Origin of the sequence: Achromobacter sp. JD417, assembly GCF_041879325.1 — a bacterium.
GTDB lineage: Bacteria > Pseudomonadota > Gammaproteobacteria > Burkholderiales > Burkholderiaceae_B > Achromobacter > Achromobacter mucicolens.
Genome location: NZ_CP087159.1, coordinates 2,305,749 through 2,326,439, shown reverse-complemented (window position 1 = coordinate 2,326,439; position 20,691 = coordinate 2,305,749). Strand labels below are relative to the sequence as shown.

At 67.2% G+C, this 20,691-nt stretch carries 18 protein-coding genes; 7 read left to right on the top strand and 11 right to left on the bottom strand.

The genetic code is table 11. From position 1 onward, the window contains the following. Position 1: 1 nt before the first annotated feature. Positions 2-1,273: an amidase gene (locus tag LN047_RS10680; RefSeq protein ID WP_373981722.1), complete on the bottom strand. Its 1,272-nt coding sequence runs from the start codon at positions 1,271-1,273 to the stop codon at positions 2-4. Positions 1,274-1,362: 89 nt separating this feature from the next. On the opposite strand from LN047_RS10680, the gene LN047_RS10675 reads away from it, so the two are divergent. Then, entirely contained in the window at positions 1,363-2,274 is a 912-nt protein-coding gene (locus LN047_RS10675; protein WP_253857007.1) for a LysR substrate-binding domain-containing protein, read from the top strand. A gap of 27 nt (positions 2,275-2,301) precedes the next feature. On the opposite strand, the gene lpdA is transcribed toward LN047_RS10675, so the two are convergent. The 6 genes from lpdA to cadR form a co-directional block, all read right to left on the bottom strand. Beyond that, positions 2,302-3,705, bottom strand: a complete 1,404-nt coding sequence (gene lpdA, locus LN047_RS10670; protein ID WP_373981721.1) for a dihydrolipoyl dehydrogenase — start codon at positions 3,703-3,705, stop codon at positions 2,302-2,304. Between the two features lie 2 nt (positions 3,706-3,707). Next, positions 3,708-5,168 (bottom strand): dihydrolipoamide acetyltransferase family protein, encoded by a 1,461-nt coding sequence (locus LN047_RS10665; RefSeq protein WP_373981720.1) that lies wholly within the window; start codon positions 5,166-5,168, stop codon positions 3,708-3,710. 1 nt (position 5,169) lies between these two features. Next, on the bottom strand, positions 5,170-6,213 hold the full coding sequence (locus tag LN047_RS10660; protein WP_373981719.1) for an alpha-ketoacid dehydrogenase subunit beta: 1,044 nt from the start codon (positions 6,211-6,213) through the stop codon (positions 5,170-5,172). A gap of 2 nt (positions 6,214-6,215) precedes the next feature. Next, complete coding sequence (locus tag LN047_RS10655; protein WP_056316373.1) at positions 6,216-7,448, bottom strand: 3-methyl-2-oxobutanoate dehydrogenase (2-methylpropanoyl-transferring) subunit alpha; 1,233 nt, start codon at positions 7,446-7,448, stop codon at positions 6,216-6,218. 199 nt (positions 7,449-7,647) lie between these two features. Further along, positions 7,648-8,241, bottom strand: a complete 594-nt coding sequence (locus LN047_RS10650) for a nitroreductase (protein ID WP_056316369.1) — start codon at positions 8,239-8,241, stop codon at positions 7,648-7,650. Between the two features lie 104 nt (positions 8,242-8,345). Then, complete coding sequence (gene cadR, locus LN047_RS10645) at positions 8,346-8,780, bottom strand: Cd(II)/Pb(II)-responsive transcriptional regulator (protein WP_056316368.1); 435 nt, start codon at positions 8,778-8,780, stop codon at positions 8,346-8,348. A 199-nt stretch (positions 8,781-8,979) separates the two neighbouring features. Here cadR and LN047_RS10640 point away from each other — a divergent pair, with 199 nt between their 5' ends. The 5 genes from LN047_RS10640 to LN047_RS10620 all read left to right on the top strand — a co-directional run bounded on the left by LN047_RS10640 (position 8,980) and on the right by LN047_RS10620 (position 15,508). Beyond that, positions 8,980-11,304: a heavy metal translocating P-type ATPase gene (locus LN047_RS10640; RefSeq protein ID WP_373981718.1), complete on the top strand. Its 2,325-nt coding sequence runs from the start codon at positions 8,980-8,982 to the stop codon at positions 11,302-11,304. 79 nt (positions 11,305-11,383) lie between these two features. Beyond that, positions 11,384-12,283: a helix-turn-helix domain-containing protein gene (locus LN047_RS10635; protein ID WP_056316364.1), complete on the top strand. Its 900-nt coding sequence runs from the start codon at positions 11,384-11,386 to the stop codon at positions 12,281-12,283. Positions 12,284-12,432: 149 nt separating this feature from the next. Beyond that, entirely contained in the window at positions 12,433-14,118 is a 1,686-nt protein-coding gene (locus tag LN047_RS10630) for a thiamine pyrophosphate-binding protein (RefSeq protein ID WP_373981717.1), read from the top strand. A gap of 50 nt (positions 14,119-14,168) precedes the next feature. After that, a complete protein-coding gene (locus LN047_RS10625) occupies positions 14,169-15,158 on the top strand; it encodes a tripartite tricarboxylate transporter substrate binding protein (RefSeq protein ID WP_373981716.1) in 990 nt (329 codons plus the stop codon). A gap of 32 nt (positions 15,159-15,190) precedes the next feature. Next, on the top strand, positions 15,191-15,508 hold the full coding sequence (locus LN047_RS10620) for an NIPSNAP family protein (protein ID WP_105238410.1): 318 nt from the start codon (positions 15,191-15,193) through the stop codon (positions 15,506-15,508). Between the two features lie 21 nt (positions 15,509-15,529). Here the strand turns inward: LN047_RS10620 and speG are convergent, their stop codons facing one another. Beyond that, on the bottom strand, positions 15,530-16,114 hold the full coding sequence (gene speG, locus LN047_RS10615; RefSeq protein WP_056316355.1) for a spermidine N1-acetyltransferase: 585 nt from the start codon (positions 16,112-16,114) through the stop codon (positions 15,530-15,532). Between the two features lie 183 nt (positions 16,115-16,297). On the opposite strand from speG, the gene LN047_RS10610 reads away from it, so the two are divergent. Continuing rightward, positions 16,298-17,089, top strand: coding sequence for an IclR family transcriptional regulator (locus LN047_RS10610; RefSeq protein ID WP_062840848.1), 792 nt, complete (start codon positions 16,298-16,300; stop codon positions 17,087-17,089). A gap of 10 nt (positions 17,090-17,099) precedes the next feature. On the opposite strand, the gene LN047_RS10605 is transcribed toward LN047_RS10610, so the two are convergent. The 3 genes from LN047_RS10605 to LN047_RS10595 all read right to left on the bottom strand — a co-directional run bounded on the left by LN047_RS10605 (position 17,100) and on the right by LN047_RS10595 (position 20,685). Continuing rightward, positions 17,100-18,680 (bottom strand): ABC transporter substrate-binding protein, encoded by a 1,581-nt coding sequence (locus LN047_RS10605; protein WP_373981715.1) that lies wholly within the window; start codon positions 18,678-18,680, stop codon positions 17,100-17,102. A 62-nt stretch (positions 18,681-18,742) separates the two neighbouring features. After that, positions 18,743-19,945, bottom strand: a complete 1,203-nt coding sequence (locus LN047_RS10600) for an alanine--glyoxylate aminotransferase family protein (RefSeq protein ID WP_373981714.1) — start codon at positions 19,943-19,945, stop codon at positions 18,743-18,745. After that, positions 19,942-20,685 carry a class II aldolase/adducin family protein gene (locus tag LN047_RS10595; RefSeq protein WP_373981713.1) on the bottom strand — a complete coding sequence of 248 codons (744 nt, stop codon included), beginning with the start codon at positions 20,683-20,685 and terminating at the stop codon, positions 19,942-19,944. The genes LN047_RS10600 and LN047_RS10595 overlap by 4 nt, the downstream gene beginning before the upstream one ends. Positions 20,686-20,691 lie beyond the last annotated feature (6 nt).

Sequence of the window (20,691 nt, the reverse complement as noted above, 5' to 3'; positions counted from 1 at the left end):
GTCATTCCCCTTGCTGAGTCAGCAGATGATGTAGTTTCCGGCCCAGGGCGAGCAACCTTCGGTCCTCTCCCCAATTACCAACCAGTTGCATGCCGATGGGCAGGCCTGCCTGGTTGAACGCAGTCGGCAGGTGCAGGCAAGGCCAGCCCAACACCGACCAGATCTTGTTGTAGACGCCGTCGCCCGTATGGCTAAGCCCCTTCGGCGCGGGCCCCGGCGTGCTAGGCGTCAGGATCAGATCCGCGCCGCCATAGCGCGCGCGCCAGCCATGCCGCAGCGACGCTTGCACCGCGAGCATCTCTCGGTACTCTCCCGCGCTGACGGCCAGACCGTGCGCCACCGCCTGCCGCAGGGCCGGGCTCACAACATCCCCATTTCGCGCTACCACCGGCATCAGGCTGCGCGCAAATTCGTAGTGCATGATCACGTCATGCGCGCGCAGCAGCAGCGCCGTCTCCGCGCTGGCGTCCACAGGCTGGCAGCGCACGCCATGCGCGCGCCATACCTCGCACGCCCGCGCGATCTCCCGCTGGCTTTCAAGACACAGCGCCGCATTGGGGTTGTCCAGCTGCACCGCGACCGTCAACGGTCGGTCAACTGCGCCAAGGTCGTCGTGCGCGATCAGCACCTGCGCGATCGCCTGCGCATCTTCGACGGTGTTCGAATACCAACCGATGGTGTCCAGCGATTCACATGTCAGCTTCATGCCATCGCGGAACACCTGGCCAAAGCTGGGTTTGAAACCCACCACGCCGCAGAATGCCGCCGGCCGGATCATGGAACCGCCTGTTTGCGTTCCCAGCGCGGCGGGCACCATGCCTGCGGCCACCGCCGCCGCAGAGCCGCTGGACGAACCGCCCGGCGTATGGCCTGGCGCGTGCGGATTACGCGTGGCGCCAGGTGTCCTGAAGGCGAACTCCGCCGTCACGGTCTTGCCCACGGGCAGCGCGCCAGCGGCGCGCAACATACCCACGCAGCATGCGTCGAACCGGGCGGCGCCACCGGCCAGCGCAGACACGCCAAAGCAGGTGGGCATGTCCGCGACGTCCATCACATCTTTGACCCCGATCGGCACGCCGGCCAACGGACCGCCAATTTGTTCCATCGCTTCCAGCGCCGCGGGATCCGCAACATGGCTCCATGCCCGAATGGCGCTGTCCCGCTCGCAGATCGCAGCCAAGCTGGTGCGCACGGCCGCCAGCGGCGGTGCCACGCCCTCGCGCACTCGGCGAGAGATTTCCTGGACGGACAAGGGAAAGGGCGCGACAGGCATGACGGTTTCCGGCAAACGGCTGAACAACTGGGATGCCGAATGTTAGGAAACCAATTAATCTACGTCCAATATGTAATTTGGCGATGATTATGTCTAAATCGGAATTAATCTTTTTAGATGGACGGCTGTTGGTGCTCTTTTGCACCCTGGCCGAAGAACTGCATTTCGCCCGGGCGGCGGCAAGACTGTTCATGACACAGCCGCCGCTCACGCAGCAAATCAAGCGGCTCGAAACGCTGGTCGGCGTGCCTTTATTCGAGCGCACGACACGTTCGGTCAAATTGACGCCCGCAGGCGAGATCATGTACGAACGGGCGCGGCGGATCTCCGCGGACACCCAACTGATGCTGCGTGAGGTTCGCCGCACGGCGCGCGGCGAAACCGGCTCGCTCGTCATCGGCATCACGCCAAGCGCTGCCAGTTCCCCGCTGGTGTCGGCGCTCAGCCAATACCGCGACTCGCACCCGGAAGTACGGATCGATCTTCGCGAAATGAACTCGGTGGACATGGACCCTGCCCTGCGCTCGCGCGTCGTGGAGGTGGCCCTGATGCGCCCGCACCCGCTGGACGCCGATATCCAGACCGTGGTCGTCCACGAAGAGTCCCTGCGCGTGGCATTGCGCCACGATCACCCGCTGGCGCCCCAGCGCGACGTGTCGCTACAGGAACTTCTGGCGTTCCCACTGGTGGGATACCGGCAGGATATCTCTCCGTATTTCCACAGCATGATTCAGCGGCTTTTCGCACGTGCGCAGTTAAAGCCTCTGATTGCGCAGGAAAGTGTGATCCCCACCTTGTTGACGCTGGTGGAGGCCGGCGTCGGACCGGCGATCGTGCCCCAATCCTTGAGCCGGATGCGTCCGGACTCGCTGCGGTTCTTGCCCCTGCGCGACGTCGCGGGCGAAAAAGCGCAGATCGTGCTTGCCGCGCTACGGGACCAGGGGAACCCGGCCCTGGAGGGATTCACGGCGGCGCTGGCGCAAGCGGGCGTGCGCCGCTAGGCGCCAGCCCGCCTTGCCCTCGCGCCGCTAGATATGCAAAGCATGCCCCAGCGCCTTGAGCGCCGCCTCCTGGACCGCCTCGCCCAGCGTGGGATGCGCGTGGATGGTGCCCGCCACGTCTTCCAGCGTGGCGCCCATTTCCAACGACTGGCCAAAAGCCGTCGATAGCTCCGACACCGCACGGCCTACCGCCTGCCACCCCACGATCAGGTGGTTGTCGCGCCGGGCCACCACGCGCACGAACCCGTCGGTGGATTCCAGCGTCATGGCGCGGCCGTTGGCGGCGAAGGGGAAGGACGCCGTCACGCAATCCAGGCCAGCGGCCTCGGCGTCGTGCGGCGACAGGCCCGCCACCACGACCTCGGGGTCGGTGAAGCACACGGCCGGGATGGAGGCTGGCTGGAAGTGGCGGCGCTTGCCCGCCACCAGTTCGGCCACCATCTCGCCCTGCGCCATGGCGCGGTGCGCCAGCATCGGTTCACCGGCGATGTCGCCAATGGCCCAGACGTCGCGCATGGACGTGCGGCATTGGTCGTCGATGCGCAGCGCGTTGCCCTTGCGGTCCAGCTGCAGGCTTTCCAGCCCCCAGCCCTGCGTGCGCGGACGGCGTCCCACCGAGATCAGCACGCGGTCGGCCGGCAGCAGGGTTTCGGCGCCACTGGCGTCCTGCACCCGCACCGCGTCGCCCTTGCCGTTCAACCCCAGCACCTTGCGGCCCAGGTGCAACGCCACGCCCATCTTGCCCAGCGCGGCCGAGACGGGCTTGGTGAGCTCGGCGTCGTAGGTCGGCAGGATGCGGTCCTGCGCTTCCACCACCGCGACTTCGGCGCCCAGCTTGCGGTACACGGTGCCCAGTTCCAGGCCGATGTAGCCGCCGCCCACCACCACGAGCTGCTTCGGGATGCTGGCGGGCGACAGCGCCTCGGTGGACGACACCACCATGCCGCCGAAAGGCATGGACGGCAGCGGCGTGGGTTCGGAGCCAGCCGCCAGCAGCAGGTGCTCGCACTGGATGCGCACGCGCCCCGCATCCGGGGTTTCGACTTCCGCCGTCTTGCCGTCCAGGAGCGTCGCCCACCCGCGCACGACTTCCACGCCGTTTTTCTTGAGCAGCGCGCCCACGCCCCCCGTCAGCTTGCCGACGATGCCGTCTTTCCAGGCCACCGTCTTGGCGATGTCGATGCGCGGCGTGTCCACGGCAATGCCGAGCGCCGATTCGCCGGCGTAGTGGCGCGCCTTGTCGAACTCCTCGGCCGCGTGGATCAGGGCCTTGGAGGGGATGCAGCCGATGTTCAGGCAGGTGCCGCCCAGCTGCGCGCCCTCGACCAGGATGGTCGGCACGCCCAGCTGCCCGGCGCGGATGGCGGCCACGTAGCCGCCGGGGCCGCCGCCGATCACCAGCAATGTCGTTGTCTTTGTGATCTGGCTCATGCTCACTCCACGAAAAGCAGCGCGGGTTGTTCCAGCAGCGCGCGCACGGCCTGGATGAAGCGCGCCGCGTCCATGCCGTCCACCACGCGGTGGTCGAAGGACGAAGACAGGTTCATCAGCTTGCGCGCCACCACGGTGCCGTTGCGGAAGGCGGGGCGTTCGACGATGCGGTTCACGCCCACGATGCCGACCTCGGGATGGTTGATGACCGGTGTGGTGACGATGCCGCCCAAGGGACCAAGGCTGGTGATGGTGATGGTCGAACCGGACAGCTCGTCGCGGCCGGCCGACCCGCTGCGCACCGCCTGCGCCAGCCGATTGATCTCCGCGGCCATGGACCACAGGTCGCGCGCCTCGGCGTGGCGCATCACCGGCACCATCAGGCCGCCGTCGCTTTGCGTGGCAATGCCGATGTGCACCGCGCCATAGCGCGTGACCACCCCCGCCTCGTCGTCGTAGCGCGCATTGATCTGCGGGAAATCGCGCAGCGCCACCACCATCGCGCGGGCCAGCAGCGGCAGCAGCGTCAGCTTGCCGCGCGACTCGCCCCATTTGGCGTTCAACTGCACGCGCAGGTCTTCGAGCTCGGTCACGTCGATTTCCTCGACGTAGCTGAAATGCGGAATGCGGCGCTTGGACTCGGCCATCTTCTGCGCGATCTTCCTGCGCAGACCGATGACGGGCACGGCGTCTTCGTCGTTGCGTTCCACATAGGCCGACCCGCCGCGCGCACTGCTGGCGGCGCCCTGCCCTTGCAGCCAGGCATCCAGGTCTTCGTGCAGGATGCGCCCTGCCGGGCCGCTGCCCTGCACGTAGCGCAGCTCCACGCCCAGGTCCCACGCGCGCTTGCGAACTGCGGGCGACGCCAGCGGCTTTTCGCCGGGCTGACGGACTGCTGCGGGCGCGCCGCCGGATTGGCGGGCGGCTGGCGACTTGGCCGGCGCCGACGCGGGGCCAGAGGCAGATGCGGATGTTGATGCGGATGATGATGACTTGGCCGGCGGGGAAGTTGCGGGCGCCGATGCGCCGGGCGTCGATGCGCCGGGCGTCGATGCGCCGGGCGTCGACACGCCGGGCGTCGATGCCGCCACGCCACTTTCCACCAGACTCGGACCACCAGCGCGCTGCGCGCCGTCGGCAGCAATTCCGCCAGCCGCAGGCACAGCCGCTTTCCCCGCCGGCGCGGCCGCCGCAGCAGCGCCCGCCTTCACATTCCCTTCGCCTTCGACTTCCAGGCGGATCAGCTCCCCGCCCACGGCCATCACCTGGCCAACATCACCGCCCAGCGAGATCACCTTGCCGACCACCGGCGACGGGATCTCGACCGTGGCCTTGTCCGTCATCACGTCCGCCAGCGGCTGGTCCTCGGCGACCGTGTCGCCCACCTTGACGTGCCAGCCCACCAGCTCGACCTCTGCGATGCCTTCGCCGATGTCGGGCATCTTGATGATATGAATCCCCATGTCATGCCTCCATCGCGCGTTTGAACGCTTCGCCGACCCGGCGCGGGCCGGGGAAGTACGCCCATTCCTGCGCGTGCGGATAGGGAGTGTCCCAACCGGTCACGCGCTCGACGGGCGCCTCCAGATGATGGAAGCAGTGTTCCTGCACCAGGGAAATCAGTTCCGCGCCGAAGCCGCAGGTGCGCGTGGCCTCGTGCACGACCACGCAGCGCCCCGTCTTCTTGACAGAGTTGACGATGGCGTCCAGGTCCAGCGGCCACAGGCTGCGCAGGTCGATGATCTCGGCGTCGATGCCGGTTTCCTCGGCCGCGGTCAGCGACACGTGCACCGTGGTGCCGTAGGTCAGCACCGTCAGTTCCGAACCCGGGCGCACGATGGCCGCCGATTCCAGCGGCACGGTGTAGTAGCCCGTGGGCACCACGCTGCCGGGACGGCCGGTCCACGGCGTGACCGGCCGGTCATGGTGGCCGTCGAACGGGCCGTTGTAGAGCCGCTTGGGTTCCAGGAAGATCACCGGATCGTCGTTCTCGATGGCGGCGATCAACAGCCCCTTCGCGTCATACGGGTTGGACGGCATCACCGTGCGCAGCCCGCAGACCTGCGTGAACATTGCCTCGGGACTCTGGCTGTGCGTCTGCCCGCCGTAGATCCCACCGCCGCAAGGCATGCGGATGGTCATGGGGGCAATGAATTCGCCGACCGACCGGTAGCGCAGGCGCGCGGCCTCGGACACGATCTGGTCCGAAGCCGGATAGAAGTAGTCGGCGAACTGGATTTCGCACACCGGCCGCAGGCCGTAGGCGCCCATGCCCACCGCCACGCCGACGATGCCGCCTTCGGAAATGGGGGTGTCGAACACGCGCGAGCTGCCGTATTTGGCCTGCAGGCCTTCGGTGCAGCGGAACACGCCGCCGAAGTAACCCACGTCCTGCCCGAACACCACGACGTTGTTGTCGCGCTCAAGCATGACATCCATGGCCGAGCGCAAAGCCTGGATCATGGTCATCGGCGTCGAGGCCGGACCAGCGTTGTTATCGATTGCCATGGTCAGACTCCGAGCTGCTGGCGCTGCCGGCGCAGATGCTCCGGCATGTCCTTGTACACGTCTTCAAAAATGCTGGCGGCGCTGGGGACGTGACCGTCCACCAGGGTGCCGTAGCTCTCGGCTTCCTTTTGGGCCGCCAGGATCTCGGCGTCGAGTTCGGCGCGGACCGCGTCGTGCTCGGCGTCGGACCAGATACCCAACAGGATGAGATGTTTCTTGAAGCGCTCGATCGGGTCGCCCAGGGGAAAGTGGCTCCAGTCGTCGCCGGGCCGGTACTTGGAGGGATCGTCCGACGTTGAGTGGGGCCCCGCGCGGTAGGTCACCCATTCGATCAGCGTCGGGCCCAGGTTGCGGCGGGCGCGCTCGGCCGCCCAGCGCGAGGCGGAATAGACCGCCAGGAAATCGTTGCCGTCCACCCGCAGCGACGCAATGCCGCAGCCCACGCCACGGCCCGCGAAGGTCGCGCCCTCGCCGCCGGCGATGGCCTGGAAGGTGGAAATGGCCCACTGGTTGTTGACCACGTTCAGGATGACGGGCGCGCGGTAAACGTGCGCGAAGGTCAACGCGGTGTGGAAGTCGGCTTCGGCGGTGGCGCCGTCGCCGATCCAGGCTGAGGCAATGCGGGTATCGCCCTTGATGGCCGACGCCATGGCCCAGCCCACCGCCTGGATGAACTGCGTGGCCAGGTTGCCCGAAATCGTGAAAAAGCCGTTTTCGCGGTCGGAATACATGACCGGCAGCTGGCGGCCCTTGAGCGGATCACGCTCGTTGGACATGAGCTGGCACATCATCGTCACCAGCGACACATCGCGCGAGAGCAGGATGCTTTGCTGGCGATAGGTGGGAAAGCACATGTCCCCCTTTTCCAGCGCCATCGCGTGGGCGGTGCCGATGGCCTCCTCGCCCAGGCTCTGCATGTAGAACGAGATCTTCTTCTTGCGCTGCGCGGTCAGCATGCGCCCGTCGAAGATGCGGGTCTTGAGCATTGCCCGCATGCCGGCGCGCAGCATGTCGTGGCTGATCTCCGGCGCCCACGGCCCGACGGCATGGCCGTCATTGTCGATGACCCGGACCAGGCTGTAGGCCAGTGGACCGGTGTCGACCGCGGCAACATCAATGGGGGGTTTGGGCACCTCGCCGGGCGGCGATAGATGCAGATAGGAGAAGTCTGTCTTGCAACCCGGTCGCCCTGTCGGCTCGGGGACGTGCAACTTCAGCGGCCCATATTGGCTCATGTATTGTCTCCACGCTTGATCGTGTCATGCGTTTTCTTCCTACCAAGGCATTGCCAGAGGCGTGTGACCTCGGACGCTGCCGTCGCCGGCCTGCGCCCGGGGATACATGGGCAAGGCCGTTGACGAGATTAGCACAGGGGACAGGGCCGATGAGCGGGCCGCGCGGCCTTTTGGGGCCGTATTGGACTGAGGGTTTTCCTCAGGCGGCGCCGGTCCATTCCGTGACGAATTCACGGTAGTCGGGACGCTTGGCGGGGGGCACCGCGCACGCGGGCGTGCCCACGGCCAGAAAGCCCAGGAAGCGGTAATCCAGCGAGTCCAGACCCAGCGCGTTCTGCACGTCTTCGACGTAGGTGCCCAGGCCGGTGCTCCAGAAGGCGGCGTAGCCCAGCATGTGGACCGCGTTCAGGATGTTCATGACCGAGCAGCCCGTGGCCAGAAGCTGTTCCTGCTCGGGGATCTTGGTGTTGTCGTGGGCGATCTTCTGGGCCACGGCGATGAACAACGGCACGCCGGCCATCCATTCGCGGACAGACTTTTCCTTTTCAGGCGTCATGCGCGGATCGCCGCTGCGCTTGACCGCGTCCAGCGCCATGTCCGCCAGCTTGCCGATGGCTTCGCCCTGGATCACGACGAAGCGCCACGGGCGCAGCGCGCCATGATCGGGCGCCGCCATGGCGGCCTGCAGGATCTGTTCGAGTTCGTCGGGTTTGGGCGCCGGGGCCCGCAGGAACTTGAAGGAGCGGCGCGAAGTCAGGGCGTGGAGCGGGGTGGCGGTCTGGGTGACGGTCATTGATCGATGCGCAAATGGGAAAAAACAGATTCCGATAGTACGCGATGACGGCCGCCCCATCGCCGATCCCCTGACCTGCAACAAGGACATCGCGCCGTGCGCGGTCACCCCAGATGGGTATGGCGCTCCTGCCGCTCTTCGACCTGCATTTCGGTCAGGCCGTGCAGGATGCCGCAGTCGTCCGTGTCCGGGCGCGCCGACACGCAGCGCTGGCGCAATTCGCTCAGTTGGGATTTCAGCTGCATCAGTTCGGCGATGCGCTCGTCCACGTGGGAGATGTGCTCGTCGAACAGCTGGTTGATGGGGCCACAACCGGTGCGGTGGTTGTCGGCCACGGACAGGATGGCGCGGATCTCGTCCTGCGTCATGTCCAGCGCCCGGCAGTTGCGGATGAGGCGCAGGCGCTCCAGGTGCATCTGCCCGTAACTGCGGTAGTTGTTCAATCCCCGCTCCGGCGCGGGCAGCAGTCCTTCCTTTTCGTAGTACCTGACGGTTTCGACCGTGGTGCCGGCCGCCGTGGCCAATTCGCCGATACGCATTGCTGCCTCCCGGATCCGATCCGATGATTAGGGGTTGACCCTATAGTAACTCCAAGGTGTGGAATTGCGTCATCAGCTTATTTGAAGGGTCAAGCGGATGTCTTTACCTCCGGTCAAACAACGCGAACATCAGTCGGGCGCAGATTGCGGCCCCTGCTGCGGCGGCGAACCCACCCAACCGCGGGCAGCGCCGGTCGCGATGGCGCGCATCGAAAAGACGGGCCATGATGCCTGCTGCGATCACGATTCCGCCAAGGATTCCAGCAACCAGCACGGTCACGGACACCCTGCACAGGGACACGGACACGCGCATGGCCCGGACGCCTGCTGCGGCCACGATCACGGCGACGCCATCCTGCAGCCAGCTACCGGCGCAGCCGCCGCGACGCTCACCCCCGGCCCCGGCCAGTTGCTGGCGCGCCTGCGCATCGGGCAGATGGACTGCCCCACCGAGGAAACGCTGATCCGCAAAAAGCTGGACGGCGTGGATGGCGTGCATGCGCTGGACTTCAACCTGATGCAGCGCATCCTGACCGTCGTCCACGCGGAGGGCGCGCTGGATCGCATCGTCGCGGCCATCAAGTCGCTGGACATGACGCCCGAGCCCCTGGCCGACGGCGCGGCCGCCGCGCCCGCCCCCGCCGCCAAGGCGGTGAACTGGTGGCTGATCGGCGGCGCGGGCGTGCTGGCCGCCCTGTCGGAAGTCTCGCACTACCTGGACGCGCCGCTCTTGGTGACCGCCGCGCTTGCCGTGGCTGCCATCCTGGCTTGCGGCGTCAGCACCTATCGCAAGGGCTGGATCGCCGTGCGCAACGGCAACCTGAACATCAACGCCCTGATGAGCATCGCCGTCACCGGCGCGGTGCTGATCGGCCAGTGGCCCGAGGCGGCCATGGTGATGTTCCTGTTCAACGTGGCCGAATTGATCGAAGCCCGTTCGCTGGACCGCGCCCGCAACGCCGTGCGCGGCCTGCTGGACCTGGCGCCCGAGACGGCGACCCTGCGGCAGGCGGACGGCAGCTGGGTCGAAGTGCCCGCCGCGTCGCTGCAACCGGGCGGGATCGTGCGCGTGCGGCCGGGCGAGCGCATCGCGGCCGACGGCATTGTCGTGAACGGCACGTCGGCCGTGGACCAGTCGCCGATCACGGGCGAAAGCCTGCCCGTCGAAAAGACGCAGGACGATCCCGTCTTCGCGGCCACCATCAACACCTCCGGCTCCTTTGAGTACCGCGTGACCGCCGCGGCGGGCAACACCACGCTGGCGCGCATCATCCACGCGGTGGAACAGGCGCAGGGCGCGCGCGCCCCCACGCAGCGCTTCATCGACCGCTTCTCGCGCATCTACACGCCTGCGGTCGTGGCCATTGCGCTGGCCGTGGCGGTGCTGCCGCCGCTGCTGTGGGGCCAGCCGTGGTTCGATGCCCTGTACCGCGCGCTTGCGCTGCTGATCATCGCCTGCCCGTGCGCGCTGGTGATTTCCACGCCGGTCAGCATCGTCAGCGGCCTGACCGCCGCCTCGCGCCGCGGCATCCTCGTCAAGGGCGGGGTCTATCTGGAAGAAGGCCGCAACCTGAAATGGCTGGCGCTGGACAAGACCGGCACGCTGACGCACGGCAAGCCCGTTCAAACCGACCTGCAGGACTGGGACGCGGCGGCGCCTGGCCCCCACCCCGCCGCCCTCGTCGCGGCAAGCCTGGCGGCCCGATCGGATCACCCGGTGTCACTGGCCGTGGCCAACGCCGCGCGCCAGGCGGGCAGCACGCTGCTGGAAGTCGAGGCCTTTGCCGCCCTGCCCGGCCGCGGCGTCAGCGGCCAGGTGGGCGGGCAGACGTACCACCTGGGTAACCGCCGCCTGATGCGGGAATTGGGGGTCTCCAGCGCCGCGCTCGACACGCGCTTTGACGAGCTGGAAAGCCATGGCAAGAGCGTCATCGCGCTGTCGGACGGCAGCCGCGTGCTGGCGGTGGCCGCCGTGGCCGACACGGTCAAGCCCACCAGCGCGCAGGCCATCGCCGACCTGCACGGCCTGGGCGTGCGCACGCTCATGCTGACGGGCGACAACACGCCGACCGCGCAGGCCATCGCGCGCCAGGTCGGCATCGACGAGGCGCGCGGCGACCAATTGCCCGAGGACAAGCTGGCCGCCATTGAAAGCAAGCTGGCGCCGGACGTCCGGGTCGGCATGGTGGGCGACGGCATCAACGACGCGCCCGCGCTGGCCCGGGCCGACATCGGTTTTGCCATGGGCGCGGCCGGCACCGGCACGGCGATCGAGACCGCCGACGTGGCCCTCATGGACGACGACCTGCGCAAGATCGGCACCTTCCTGCGCCTGTCGCGCGCCACGCACCGCATCCTCGTGCAGAACATCGCGCTGGCGCTGGGCATCAAGGTGGTGTTCCTGGCGCTGGCCGTGACGGGCCACGCGACGTTGTGGATGGCGGTGTTTGCCGACGTGGGCGCGAGCCTGCTGGTGGTGGCGAACGGCCTGCGGCTGCTGCGCGCCGCCCCGGCCAGCCGGTAAGCGAAGCGGGCGGCGCGGCGAATCCCCGTATGATGGCGAAAAACAGAGCCGCCCCGCGCGCCATCAAGGAGACGCCCGCTTGTCCGCAGGTACGATTTCGCCCGTCCCGGAGACCTTTCCCACCTTCGAATCCTCGGATTTCTCGGGAGAGGGATCCTTTTACTTCGACCTCGTGCGCCTGCAGGACCACGACGACATCCCGCGCGGTTTCCTGCACCGGCACCGCTACTACCACCTGTTGTGGATGACCGAGGCGCAAGGCACCCACCTGCTGGACTTCGAGCAGCACGCGGTGCGCGACCACTCGGTCTTTTTCCTGTCGCCCGGCCAGATCCACGCCTGGACGTCGTCGGTCAAGCCCAGCGGCTACGTCATGAACATCAGCACCGAGTTCTTCGCGCAGATGTTTCCGCGCGCCGACGACATTGCCAAGTTCCCGTTCTTTCACCTGGCCGGCGGGTCGCCGGTCATCTACCTGACGCGCGAGCAGCACGACGCCATGCTGCCGCTGCTGGCGGAAATCGAACGCGAAACGCGCGACCGCCAGACGGGCCGGTTCGACGTGGTGCGCTCTTACCTGCTGATCCTCCTGACGCAGCTGCGCCGGCTGTATCCGGCCGACGAGCGTGAAACCGCGGCGGGTCCCAGCTATTCGCTGGCCAAGCGCTTCACCATGCTGATCGAAGAGCACTACCTGGATTTCTCGGCCATCCGCCAGTACGCCGACGCGCTGTGCATCAGCGAACGCCAGTTGAACGAGGCGGTCAAGCGCAGCGTGGGACGCACGGCCAGCCAGCTCGTGCAGGAACGCATCGCGCTGGAGGCCAAGCGGCTTCTGTGCAACACGGATCTGGGCATCGCAGAGATCGGCTTTCAGTTGAACATCGAGGATCCGGCCTATTTCGCGCGCTTTTTCAAGAAGCACACCGGCTGCACGCCGGGCGACTTCCGCAAGAAGTACTACCGCCCCATCGAGTGATGGCTGAGTGACCGGCGAACTGCGGCCGCGCGGGCCAGCCCGCAAAAAAGTGCAAAACAAGCTCTGATCTGTCCTAACGCGCCCTGACCGGGGCTGCGTAAAGTTCATCCGGACTCAACCCGCCGCGCTGCGGCCAGATTGAAATTGCGATGAACGACACTTCGACATTGATGACGGGCGGCCAGCACGTGGTGCGGGCCCTGCTGGACCACGGCGTGGATACCGTATTCGGCGTACCCGGCGAGAGCTACCTGGACGTATTGGACGCGCTGTACGCGCACAGCGACCGCATCCGGCTGGTGTCCTGCCGCCACGAAGGCGCGGCGGCATTCATGGCCGAAGCGCACGGCAAGCTGACCGGCCGCCCCGGCATCTGCATGGTCACGCGCGGCCCCGGCGCCACCAACGCCAGCATCGGCGTGCAGACGGCCTTCCAGGATTCCACCCCGCTCATCGTGCTGGTCGGCCAGGTCGGCAACGACATGGTCGAGCGCGAGGCGTTCCAGGAAATCGACTACCGCCGCATGTTCGGCCAGTTCACGAAGTGGGTGGCGCAGATCGACAGCGCCGCGCGCGTCACCGAATACCTGAACCGCGCGTTCTCCGTCGCCACGTCCGGCCGCCCCGGCCCGGTCGTCCTGGCGCTGCCCGAGGACATGCTGACCGACGTGGCCCCGGCCCTGCCCTGCGGCACGATCCAGGTGCCGCAGGCCTATCCGGCGCCCGACACCCTGGCCAGCATGCGCACGCTGCTGGCAGGCGCCCAGCGCCCCTTGATGATCGTCGGCGGCTCGGGCTGGACCGACGCGGGACTGGCAAGCCTGACCCGCTTTGCCGAACTGAACGGCCTGCCCGTGGCGTGTTCGTTCCGCCGCCAGGACCTCTTTGACAACCACCACGCGCAATACGTGGGTGAAGTCGGCATCGGCGTGAACCCCGAGCTGGCCGAGGCGGTGCGCCAGGCCGACGTCATCCTGGCGGTGGGCGCGCGCCTGGGCGAGATGGTGACGGGCGGCTATTCGCTGCTGCAATCGCCGGTGCCCAGCCAGACCCTGATCCACGTGCTTGCCAGCCCCGAAGAGCTGGGCCGCGTGTACCAGCCGGCCGTGAAGATCCAGGCCGGCATGGACGCCTTCGCCAAGACGGCGGTGGAGCTGGAGCCCGTGGACGCATCGCCGTGGCGCGCGTGGGCGCAGCGCCTGCACGACAACTACCTGCGTTACACCGAGCTGCCTGCCCCGCGCACGGGCCTGGACCCGGCGCGCGTCATTGCCGCGCTGCGCGACCAGCTGGACCCGAGCGCCATCCTGACCAATGGCGCGGGCAACTACAGCGCCTGGGCGCATCGCTACTACCGTTTCACCCACCCGCGCACACAGCTGGCGCCGACCAGCGGCGCGATGGGTTACGGCGTGCCCGCGGCCATCGCGGCCAAGCTGCGCCACCCCGACCGCCAGGTGATCTGCCTGGCGGGCGACGGCTGCTTCCTGATGACTTCGCAGGAGCTGGCCACCGTGAAGCAGCACCAGCTTGGCATCGTCTTCATCGTGTTCAACAACGGCATGTACGGCACGATCCGCATGCACCAGGAGGTGCATTACCCCGGCCGCACCATCGGCACGGACCTGTGCAACCCGGATTTCGTGGCGTATGCGCAATCGTTCGGCGTGACGGCCGAACGCGTACAGACGCATGAAGCCTTCACGCCCGCACTGGCACGCGCGCTGGACAGCGGAACCCCTTATCTGATCGAACTCAGCCTGGACCCGGAGGTGATCACGCCCCGGGCCACCCTGACGAGCCTGCGCGAAAAGGCGCGCACCGCCGGCGCCTGAGAGACCAGGCCCGGCAACCCATAAAAAAACCCAAAACACTGGAGAGAGACATGACGAAAACCCTGACCCCCGTGCGGCGCCTGGCCGCCACCGTTCTGATGGCCGCCGCGTCGCTGGGCACGGCAGCAACGGCCGCCGCGGCCGATTTCCCCGAACGCCCCTTGCGCATCATCGTGCCCTTCGCCGCGGGCGGCGCCACCGACGTGATCGCGCGCACCGTGGCGCAGGCCATGTCGACGCGGCTTGGCCAGCCCGTGGTGGTGGAAAACAAGGCGGGCGCCAACGGCAACATCGGCGCCGTCATGGCTGCGCGCGCCGAACCCGACGGCTACACGCTGCTGATGGCCACGTCCAGCCACGCCATCAACGCCACGCTCTATCACAAGCTCGACTACAGCCTGACGCGCGACTTCGCCGGCCTGTCCAATCTGGCGTCGGTGCCGCTGCTGCTGGTGGTGAACCCCTCGGTGCCGGCCAAGACCCCGCAGGAACTGGCGGCCTATGCCAAGGCCAACGGCAACCGCGTGAACTACGCCTCGGGCGGCACCGGCACGGCTTCGCACCTGGCCGGCGCGCAGTTCAATTCGCTGGCGGGCGCGCAGATGACGCATGTGCCGTACAAGGGCGGCGCGCAGGCGCTCAACGACCTCATGGGCGGACAGGTCCAGATCATGTTCGCCAACCTGCCCGAAGTGCTGTCGCAGGTGCAGGCCGGGCGCCTCACGCCCATCGCGGTCACCGGCACGCAGCGCCATGCGGCGCTGCCCAACGTGCCCGCGTTCTCCGAGGCGGCCTACCCGGCCATGAACGCGCGGTCGTGGTTCGGCCTGTTCGTGCCGGCCGCCACGCCCGCACCGGTGGTCGAGAAGCTGTCCAAGGCCGTCACCGACAGCGTCGCCGACCCGGCCGTGCAGGACAAGTTGAAGGGCCTGGGCGCCGACCCCGTGGGCGACGGCCACGCCGCCTTCCAGAAATATGTGAACGCCGAAGTGGAACGCTGGAGCGAGCTGGTCAAGCAGTCCGGCGCCACGGCCGAATAACACGCTTTCCGCTACCCCTATCAAGGATCAACATGCTTTACGACGTCCGTACCTACACGTGCCGCGCCGGCACCATCAAGAAACACCTGGCGCTCTATGCCGAGCACGGCTACGAGGTGCAGAGCCGCCATCTGGGCAAGCCGCTCGCCTACATGCAGACCGAAACCGGCAACGTCAACTCCTATATGCACATCTGGGTGTACGACAGCGCCGCCGACCGCGAAGCCAAGCGCCAGGCGCTGCAGAAGGATCCGGCCTGGGCGACCTACCTGACCAAGAGCGCCGAAGCCGGCTACCTGATCAGCCAGGAAAACCGCCTGATGACGCCGACGGCGTTCTTCAAGCCGTGATGTAGCACGCAGCAGGCGGCGCTAGCCCGCCTGCTCTTCCTGCGGCCAGTCCCGCAGCACGGGCGCGTCCGGCGCGCCCGGTCCCACGTCGCGCAGATGGTCATGCTGCAACAGCGCCATCCGATAGGCATCGCGGTACGCGCCGTTGGAAAAGAACTCTTCCTTGAGCAGGCCTTCGATCTGGAAGCCGCACCGTTCGTAGATGTGCACGGCGGCGGTATTGTCCTTGTCCACCACCAGATACACCTTGTGCAGGTTCAGCACCCGAAACGCATAGCCCACCGCAATGCGCGTCGCGGCCTTGGCGTAGCCCCTGCCCTGGTAGCTGGGCGCGATGATGATCTGGAATTCTGCCCGGCGATGGATGTAGTCGATCTCCACAAGCTCGACCAGCCCGGCCGGCTGCCCCGTGTCGTGCTCGATGATGAAGCGCCGCTCGTTCTGGTCGTGAAGGTGGCGGTCGTACAGCGCGACGAGTTCGTCATAGGCTTCGTACGGCTCTTCGAACCAGTAGCGCATGATGACGTCGTTATTGTTGATCTTGTGCACGAAGTGCAGGTCGCCGCGTTCGAGCGGGCGTAGTTTGATATCGGATGTGGCCGACATGGGTACCTCGAAATGACCGCTGATGTGCGGCCATTCTATGTCAAGCCCACCCGTCCCGCCTTCGGGAAACCGGAGCCGGTTGCGAGCACGCAAGTATCTCTAGGAAATACCTTGGAATCTTTATAAAATCCCTGCAGTTTCCAACCGGCGCGGACGCCCACCGCCACCCTACAAGCGATTCCCATGAGCCGTCCCGACCCTCTCTTCGTGCAATCCCTGGCCAAAGGCTTCGAACTGCTGGAAGCCTTTGCCCAGCGCCCGTCAACCATGAGCATGAACGAGCTCATGGAGATCACCGGCTTTGACCGCAGCACCACGCAGCGCATGACCCACACGCTGGTCACGCTGGGCTACCTGGAACGCGGCGCGGGCGGCAAGGGCTACACGCCCGGCAAGAAGATCCTGCAACGCAGCTTCGATTACATGCGCAGTGTGCCGCTGCTTGAACGCGCCACCCCGCTGATCGCCGAAATGCAGCGCGAAACCAACGAACGCGTCGAACTGAGCCTGTTCGACGACCTGTACATCATTTTTGCCCTGCGCCGCCAGACCAAGCGCCAGACCTTCAGCAGCACGCTGGCCGGCCGCGCCCTGCCCATGGTGCAGACGGCCGGCGGACGGGCCATCATGTCCCACCTGCCCGAGGAAGAAGTCGAAGACATCCTTTCCCGGTCCAAGGACATGCCGCTCGACACCATCCCCAGCACGCCCAAGACCGACAACGACCCGGACCGCATCCGGGGGCTGGTCCAGCAGGCGCGCCAGGATGGGTATGCCACGGCCATCGAGGAAAGCATGCTGGGTGAGCTGAACCTGGCCGCCGCCATCCTGGATCATCGGCATCGGCCGGTGGCGGCCATCCAGATCGCCGGGCTGGTGTCCGAATGGGCCTCGCCGGCGGAGTTTGCGCGACGCTATTCGCCGCTCTTGCTGACCGCGGCGCGGGGGCTGAGCGGCAAGGTGGGGCTGTCCTGAACGGCCTTTCCTACTTGCCGCGCCAGAACAGCGGCAATGGGGCCGGCACCATGCCGTCGAACTTCTTGTCGTACGCCTTGAATTCCGAGTATCCCCCCAGCGGCACGAACATCACCTGCTCGTAGGCGCGCCGCTGGATTTCGGCGGCCACGCGCTTCTGCGCCTCCAGCCCATTCACCGACTCGAACTCGGCGCGCAGGCGCTGGATGGTGTCGTCCTTGGTCCAGCCCGGATAGCCGCCCTCGCCCCGTCCGTCCAGATTGGCGTTCACGATGGGGTTCAGCAGGTCCATGCTGGTCAGACTGGAATGGAAGATGCTCCAGCCGCCTTCGGCGAGCGGCGCGTCCTTGCTGCGCCGCGAGAGCAGCGTGGCCCAGTCCATCGACTGCACTTCCACGTTCATACCGATGCTGCGCAGCGCCTGCGCGGTCACGGGCGCCAGGCTGGACAGGCTGCGCACGTCGGTCGGATGCAGCACCACGATCTTCTCGCCCGCGTAGCCGCTGTCCTTCAGCAACGCCCGCGCCTGCGCCAGATTGGCGGGCTTGGTCTGCGTGGCGCCGTCTTCGGTCTGATATGCCGAGATGCAGCTCAACATGGCGCCGCACAGCTTGTAGTAGGCCGGATCGCCCAGCGAGGCATCCAGGTAGTCGGCCTGGTACAGCGCGGCCAGCACCGCACGCCGCACCTTCACGTTGTCCAGGGGCGGCTGCTTCCAGTTCATGCGCAAGGTGTAAGTTTCGGACGCGTCGCCATAGCTCTGCACCGTCACGGTCTTCACGCCGTCCAGCTGTGGCAAGAGGTCGGGCGCCACGTTCTCGACGAAGTCGATCTCGCCCTGGCGCAGTGCGTTCACCGCGGTCTGTGCATCCGGCACGTTCACCACGTCGATGCGGTCGAACATGGCGACCTTGCCCCCGGCAAAGCGGCTGGCCGGCTCGTTGCGCGGCACGTAATCCGCATTCTTCACATACGCGGCCTTCACGCCGGCCTGGAACTCGGCCTGCACGAACTTGTACGGACCCGAGCCGACAGTTTCCTTGATGGCCTCGGACGGCGGCGTCGCCGCGATGCGACGCGGCATGATGAACGGCACAGGCGAACCCGGCTTGGCCAGCGCATCCAGCAGCAGCCCGTAGGGTTTGGTGAGCACGATGCGGAAGGTGTCGGCCGACGGGCTGTCCATGCGCTGCGTGATGCCGGCCAGGCGCGAACCGACGGGATCGCGCTGCGACCAGCGCTTGAGCGACGCCACCACGTCTTCACCGGAGACGGGCGCACCGTCATGAAATTTCAAGCCCGGCCGAAGCGTGAATACATAGGTCAGCTGGTCGGGCGAAACCGTCCACGACGCCACCATCTGCGGCTGCGGATGCGAACTCGCGTCCAGCGAAAACAGCGTGTCGTACACCATGTACCCGTGATTGCGCGTGATGTACGCATTGGTCAGCACCGGGTCCAGCACGCGCAGCGGCGCATGCATGACCACCTTGGCGTTGACCGGCTCGGCCTGGGCCTGGGCCGGACAAAGGGAAACCGCCACCGCGAGGGCAGCCAGGGCGGCCGCCGCAAAACCACGTTGTCTCATCATGTGTCCTTATCGTAGGTACGGCAGAAATGGCGGCCGGGTCAGGGCCGCGCCAGCAAACCGATTCAGTCGTGCAGCGCCTTGACTGCCTCCAGCAGCGCGCCGTCGCCACTGGGTATGCCGCAGGCCCGCAACGCGGCATCCACCCCGCCCAGCGCGCCCAGGATCATGGCGGGATGCACGTCGCCCAGGTGGCCAATGCGGAACATCCGACCGGCGAGCGGCCCCAGCCCGCCCGCCACGGCAACGTGGAAGCGTTCGCGCGCCACGGTACGCATGGCTTCGACGTCCACGCCGTCGGCGACCGAAATCGTGGTGACCGAGACCGCCCGCGCGGCGGGATCTTGCACGAACAGCTTGAGCGCGCCGCCGCGCGACCACGCGTTCACCGCGGCATGCACCGCGTCCGCCACGCGCCGGTGGCGGGCGAACACCGCCTCCTCGCCTTCAGCGGCAATCAGCGCCAGCGCGGCGCGCAAGCCCGCCAGAAGGCTCTGTGGCGGCGTGCCGCAGAACTTGCGGTAAAGCAGATCGCTCTTGCGCTTCTCCCAGTCCCAATAGGCACGCGGCGTGGGATTGGCTTGCGCGGCCTGCAGCGCGCGCGCGTCGACCGCGGTGAAGGACAGCCCCGGCGGTCCCATCAACGCCTTCTGCGATGCGCCGATCGCCACGTTGACGCCCCACTCGTCCATGCGGAAGGGCGTGGCGCCCAACGAGGCGATCACGTCGGCCACCAGCAGCGCCGGATGGCCGCTGGCGTCCATGGCCCGGCGCACGGCCGCAATGTCGCTGGTCACGCCGCTGGCCGTGTCGGTATGCACGGCGAACACGGCGGCGATACGCCGCGCCGTGTCGGCCCGCAGCGCCGCTTCGATCGCGGCCGGATCCAGCGCCTGTCCGGGGCGGGTCGGCGTGCGCAAAGCCGTGGCGCCCATGGCCTCGGCATGCACGGCCCACGCCTCCGCGAAATGGCCGCTGCCGGCCACCAGCACCTGCGCGCCGGGCGGGACCAGATTGGCAATGGCGGCTTCCCACGCGCCATGCCCGTTGGCCGCGTACATCAGCACGTCCGCGCGCCGCGTACCCAGCAGACGGGCCAAGCCCGCCTCGCAATCCGCGACCAATTCGGCCAGCCGCGGATCGGATAGATCCATGCACTGGCGGCCCATGGCCTCGCGCACCGCATCGGGCACGTGCGTCGGGCCGGGCGTATGCAGGAACTGCGGCCCGGCCAGTTCGGCGCGGGCTGTCGTCAGGCTGTCTTTCATTCGATTGTCTCCAGGTCCGGCTCCAGCAGGCGCCGCGCGGCGGTCCATACCCGCTGCGTGTAGATCGGGGCGGTGGGCCGTTCAAACTGGCTCGCGGTGCGCTCGCACACCGCCTCCGGCGGGAACACCAGTGGCGCGCCGGCCGATTGGGCCTTGACCTGCGCCTGGCAGGCGCGCTCCAGGTAATAGATATTGACGAAGGCCTCGGCCACCGACGATCCCGCCGCCAGCAGGCCGTGGTTGCGCAGGATCATGGCCTTGTGCGGGCCAAGGCTGGCGACGAGGCTTTCGCGCTCTTCGAGGTCCAGCGCGATGCCCTGGTAGTCGTGATAGCCGAGGCGGTTGTAGAAGCGCAGCGCATGCTGCGTGATCGGCAGGAGGCCATCGCGCTGGCACGCCACGGCAATGCCGTCCGCAGTATGCGTATGCACCACGCACGCCAGATCGTGGCGCGCGGCATGCACCGCCGAATGAATGGTGAAGCCCGCCGCGTTGACCGGCTGGCTGTCGGCGTCGCCCGGATCGACCGGATTGCCGTCCAGGTCGATCTTCACGAGGTCCTGTGGCCGCATTTCGTGAAACAGCACGCCATAGCGGTTAATCAGAAAATGGTCCTGCGTGCCCGGCACCCGCGCGCTGATGTGGGTGTCGATCAGATCGGTCATGCGGAAGTGGGCAACGAGGCGGTACAGGGCGGCCAGTTCGTCGCGCACGTGCGCTTCGGTGAGTGCTTGCGTCATGAGAGC

What these genes read in the sequence shown, in the direction of transcription:
- LN047_RS10680 (WP_373981722.1), bottom strand. Translation starts at nt 1,273, where the DNA reads ATGCCTGTCGCGCCCTTTCCCTTGTCCGTCCAGGAAATCTCTCGCCGA.
- LN047_RS10675 (WP_253857007.1), top strand. Translation starts at nt 1,363, where the DNA reads ATGTCTAAATCGGAATTAATCTTTTTAGATGGACGGCTGTTGGTGCTC.
- lpdA (WP_373981721.1), bottom strand. Translation starts at nt 3,705, where the DNA reads ATGAGCCAGATCACAAAGACAACGACATTGCTGGTGATCGGCGGCGGC.
- LN047_RS10665 (WP_373981720.1), bottom strand. Translation starts at nt 5,168, where the DNA reads ATGGGGATTCATATCATCAAGATGCCCGACATCGGCGAAGGCATCGCA.
- LN047_RS10660 (WP_373981719.1), bottom strand. Translation starts at nt 6,213, where the DNA reads ATGGCAATCGATAACAACGCTGGTCCGGCCTCGACGCCGATGACCATG.
- LN047_RS10655 (WP_056316373.1), bottom strand. Translation starts at nt 7,448, where the DNA reads ATGAGCCAATATGGGCCGCTGAAGTTGCACGTCCCCGAGCCGACAGGG.
- LN047_RS10650 (WP_056316369.1), bottom strand. Translation starts at nt 8,241, where the DNA reads ATGACCGTCACCCAGACCGCCACCCCGCTCCACGCCCTGACTTCGCGC.
- cadR (WP_056316368.1), bottom strand. Translation starts at nt 8,780, where the DNA reads ATGCGTATCGGCGAATTGGCCACGGCGGCCGGCACCACGGTCGAAACC.
- LN047_RS10640 (WP_373981718.1), top strand. Translation starts at nt 8,980, where the DNA reads ATGGCGCGCATCGAAAAGACGGGCCATGATGCCTGCTGCGATCACGAT.
- LN047_RS10630 (WP_373981717.1), top strand. Translation starts at nt 12,433, where the DNA reads ATGAACGACACTTCGACATTGATGACGGGCGGCCAGCACGTGGTGCGG.
- LN047_RS10625 (WP_373981716.1), top strand. Translation starts at nt 14,169, where the DNA reads ATGACGAAAACCCTGACCCCCGTGCGGCGCCTGGCCGCCACCGTTCTG.
- LN047_RS10620 (WP_105238410.1), top strand. Translation starts at nt 15,191, where the DNA reads ATGCTTTACGACGTCCGTACCTACACGTGCCGCGCCGGCACCATCAAG.
- speG (WP_056316355.1), bottom strand. Translation starts at nt 16,114, where the DNA reads ATGTCGGCCACATCCGATATCAAACTACGCCCGCTCGAACGCGGCGAC.
- LN047_RS10610 (WP_062840848.1), top strand. Translation starts at nt 16,298, where the DNA reads ATGAGCCGTCCCGACCCTCTCTTCGTGCAATCCCTGGCCAAAGGCTTC.
- LN047_RS10605 (WP_373981715.1), bottom strand. Translation starts at nt 18,680, where the DNA reads ATGATGAGACAACGTGGTTTTGCGGCGGCCGCCCTGGCTGCCCTCGCG.
- LN047_RS10600 (WP_373981714.1), bottom strand. Translation starts at nt 19,945, where the DNA reads ATGAAAGACAGCCTGACGACAGCCCGCGCCGAACTGGCCGGGCCGCAG.
- LN047_RS10595 (WP_373981713.1), bottom strand. Translation starts at nt 20,685, where the DNA reads ATGACGCAAGCACTCACCGAAGCGCACGTGCGCGACGAACTGGCCGCC.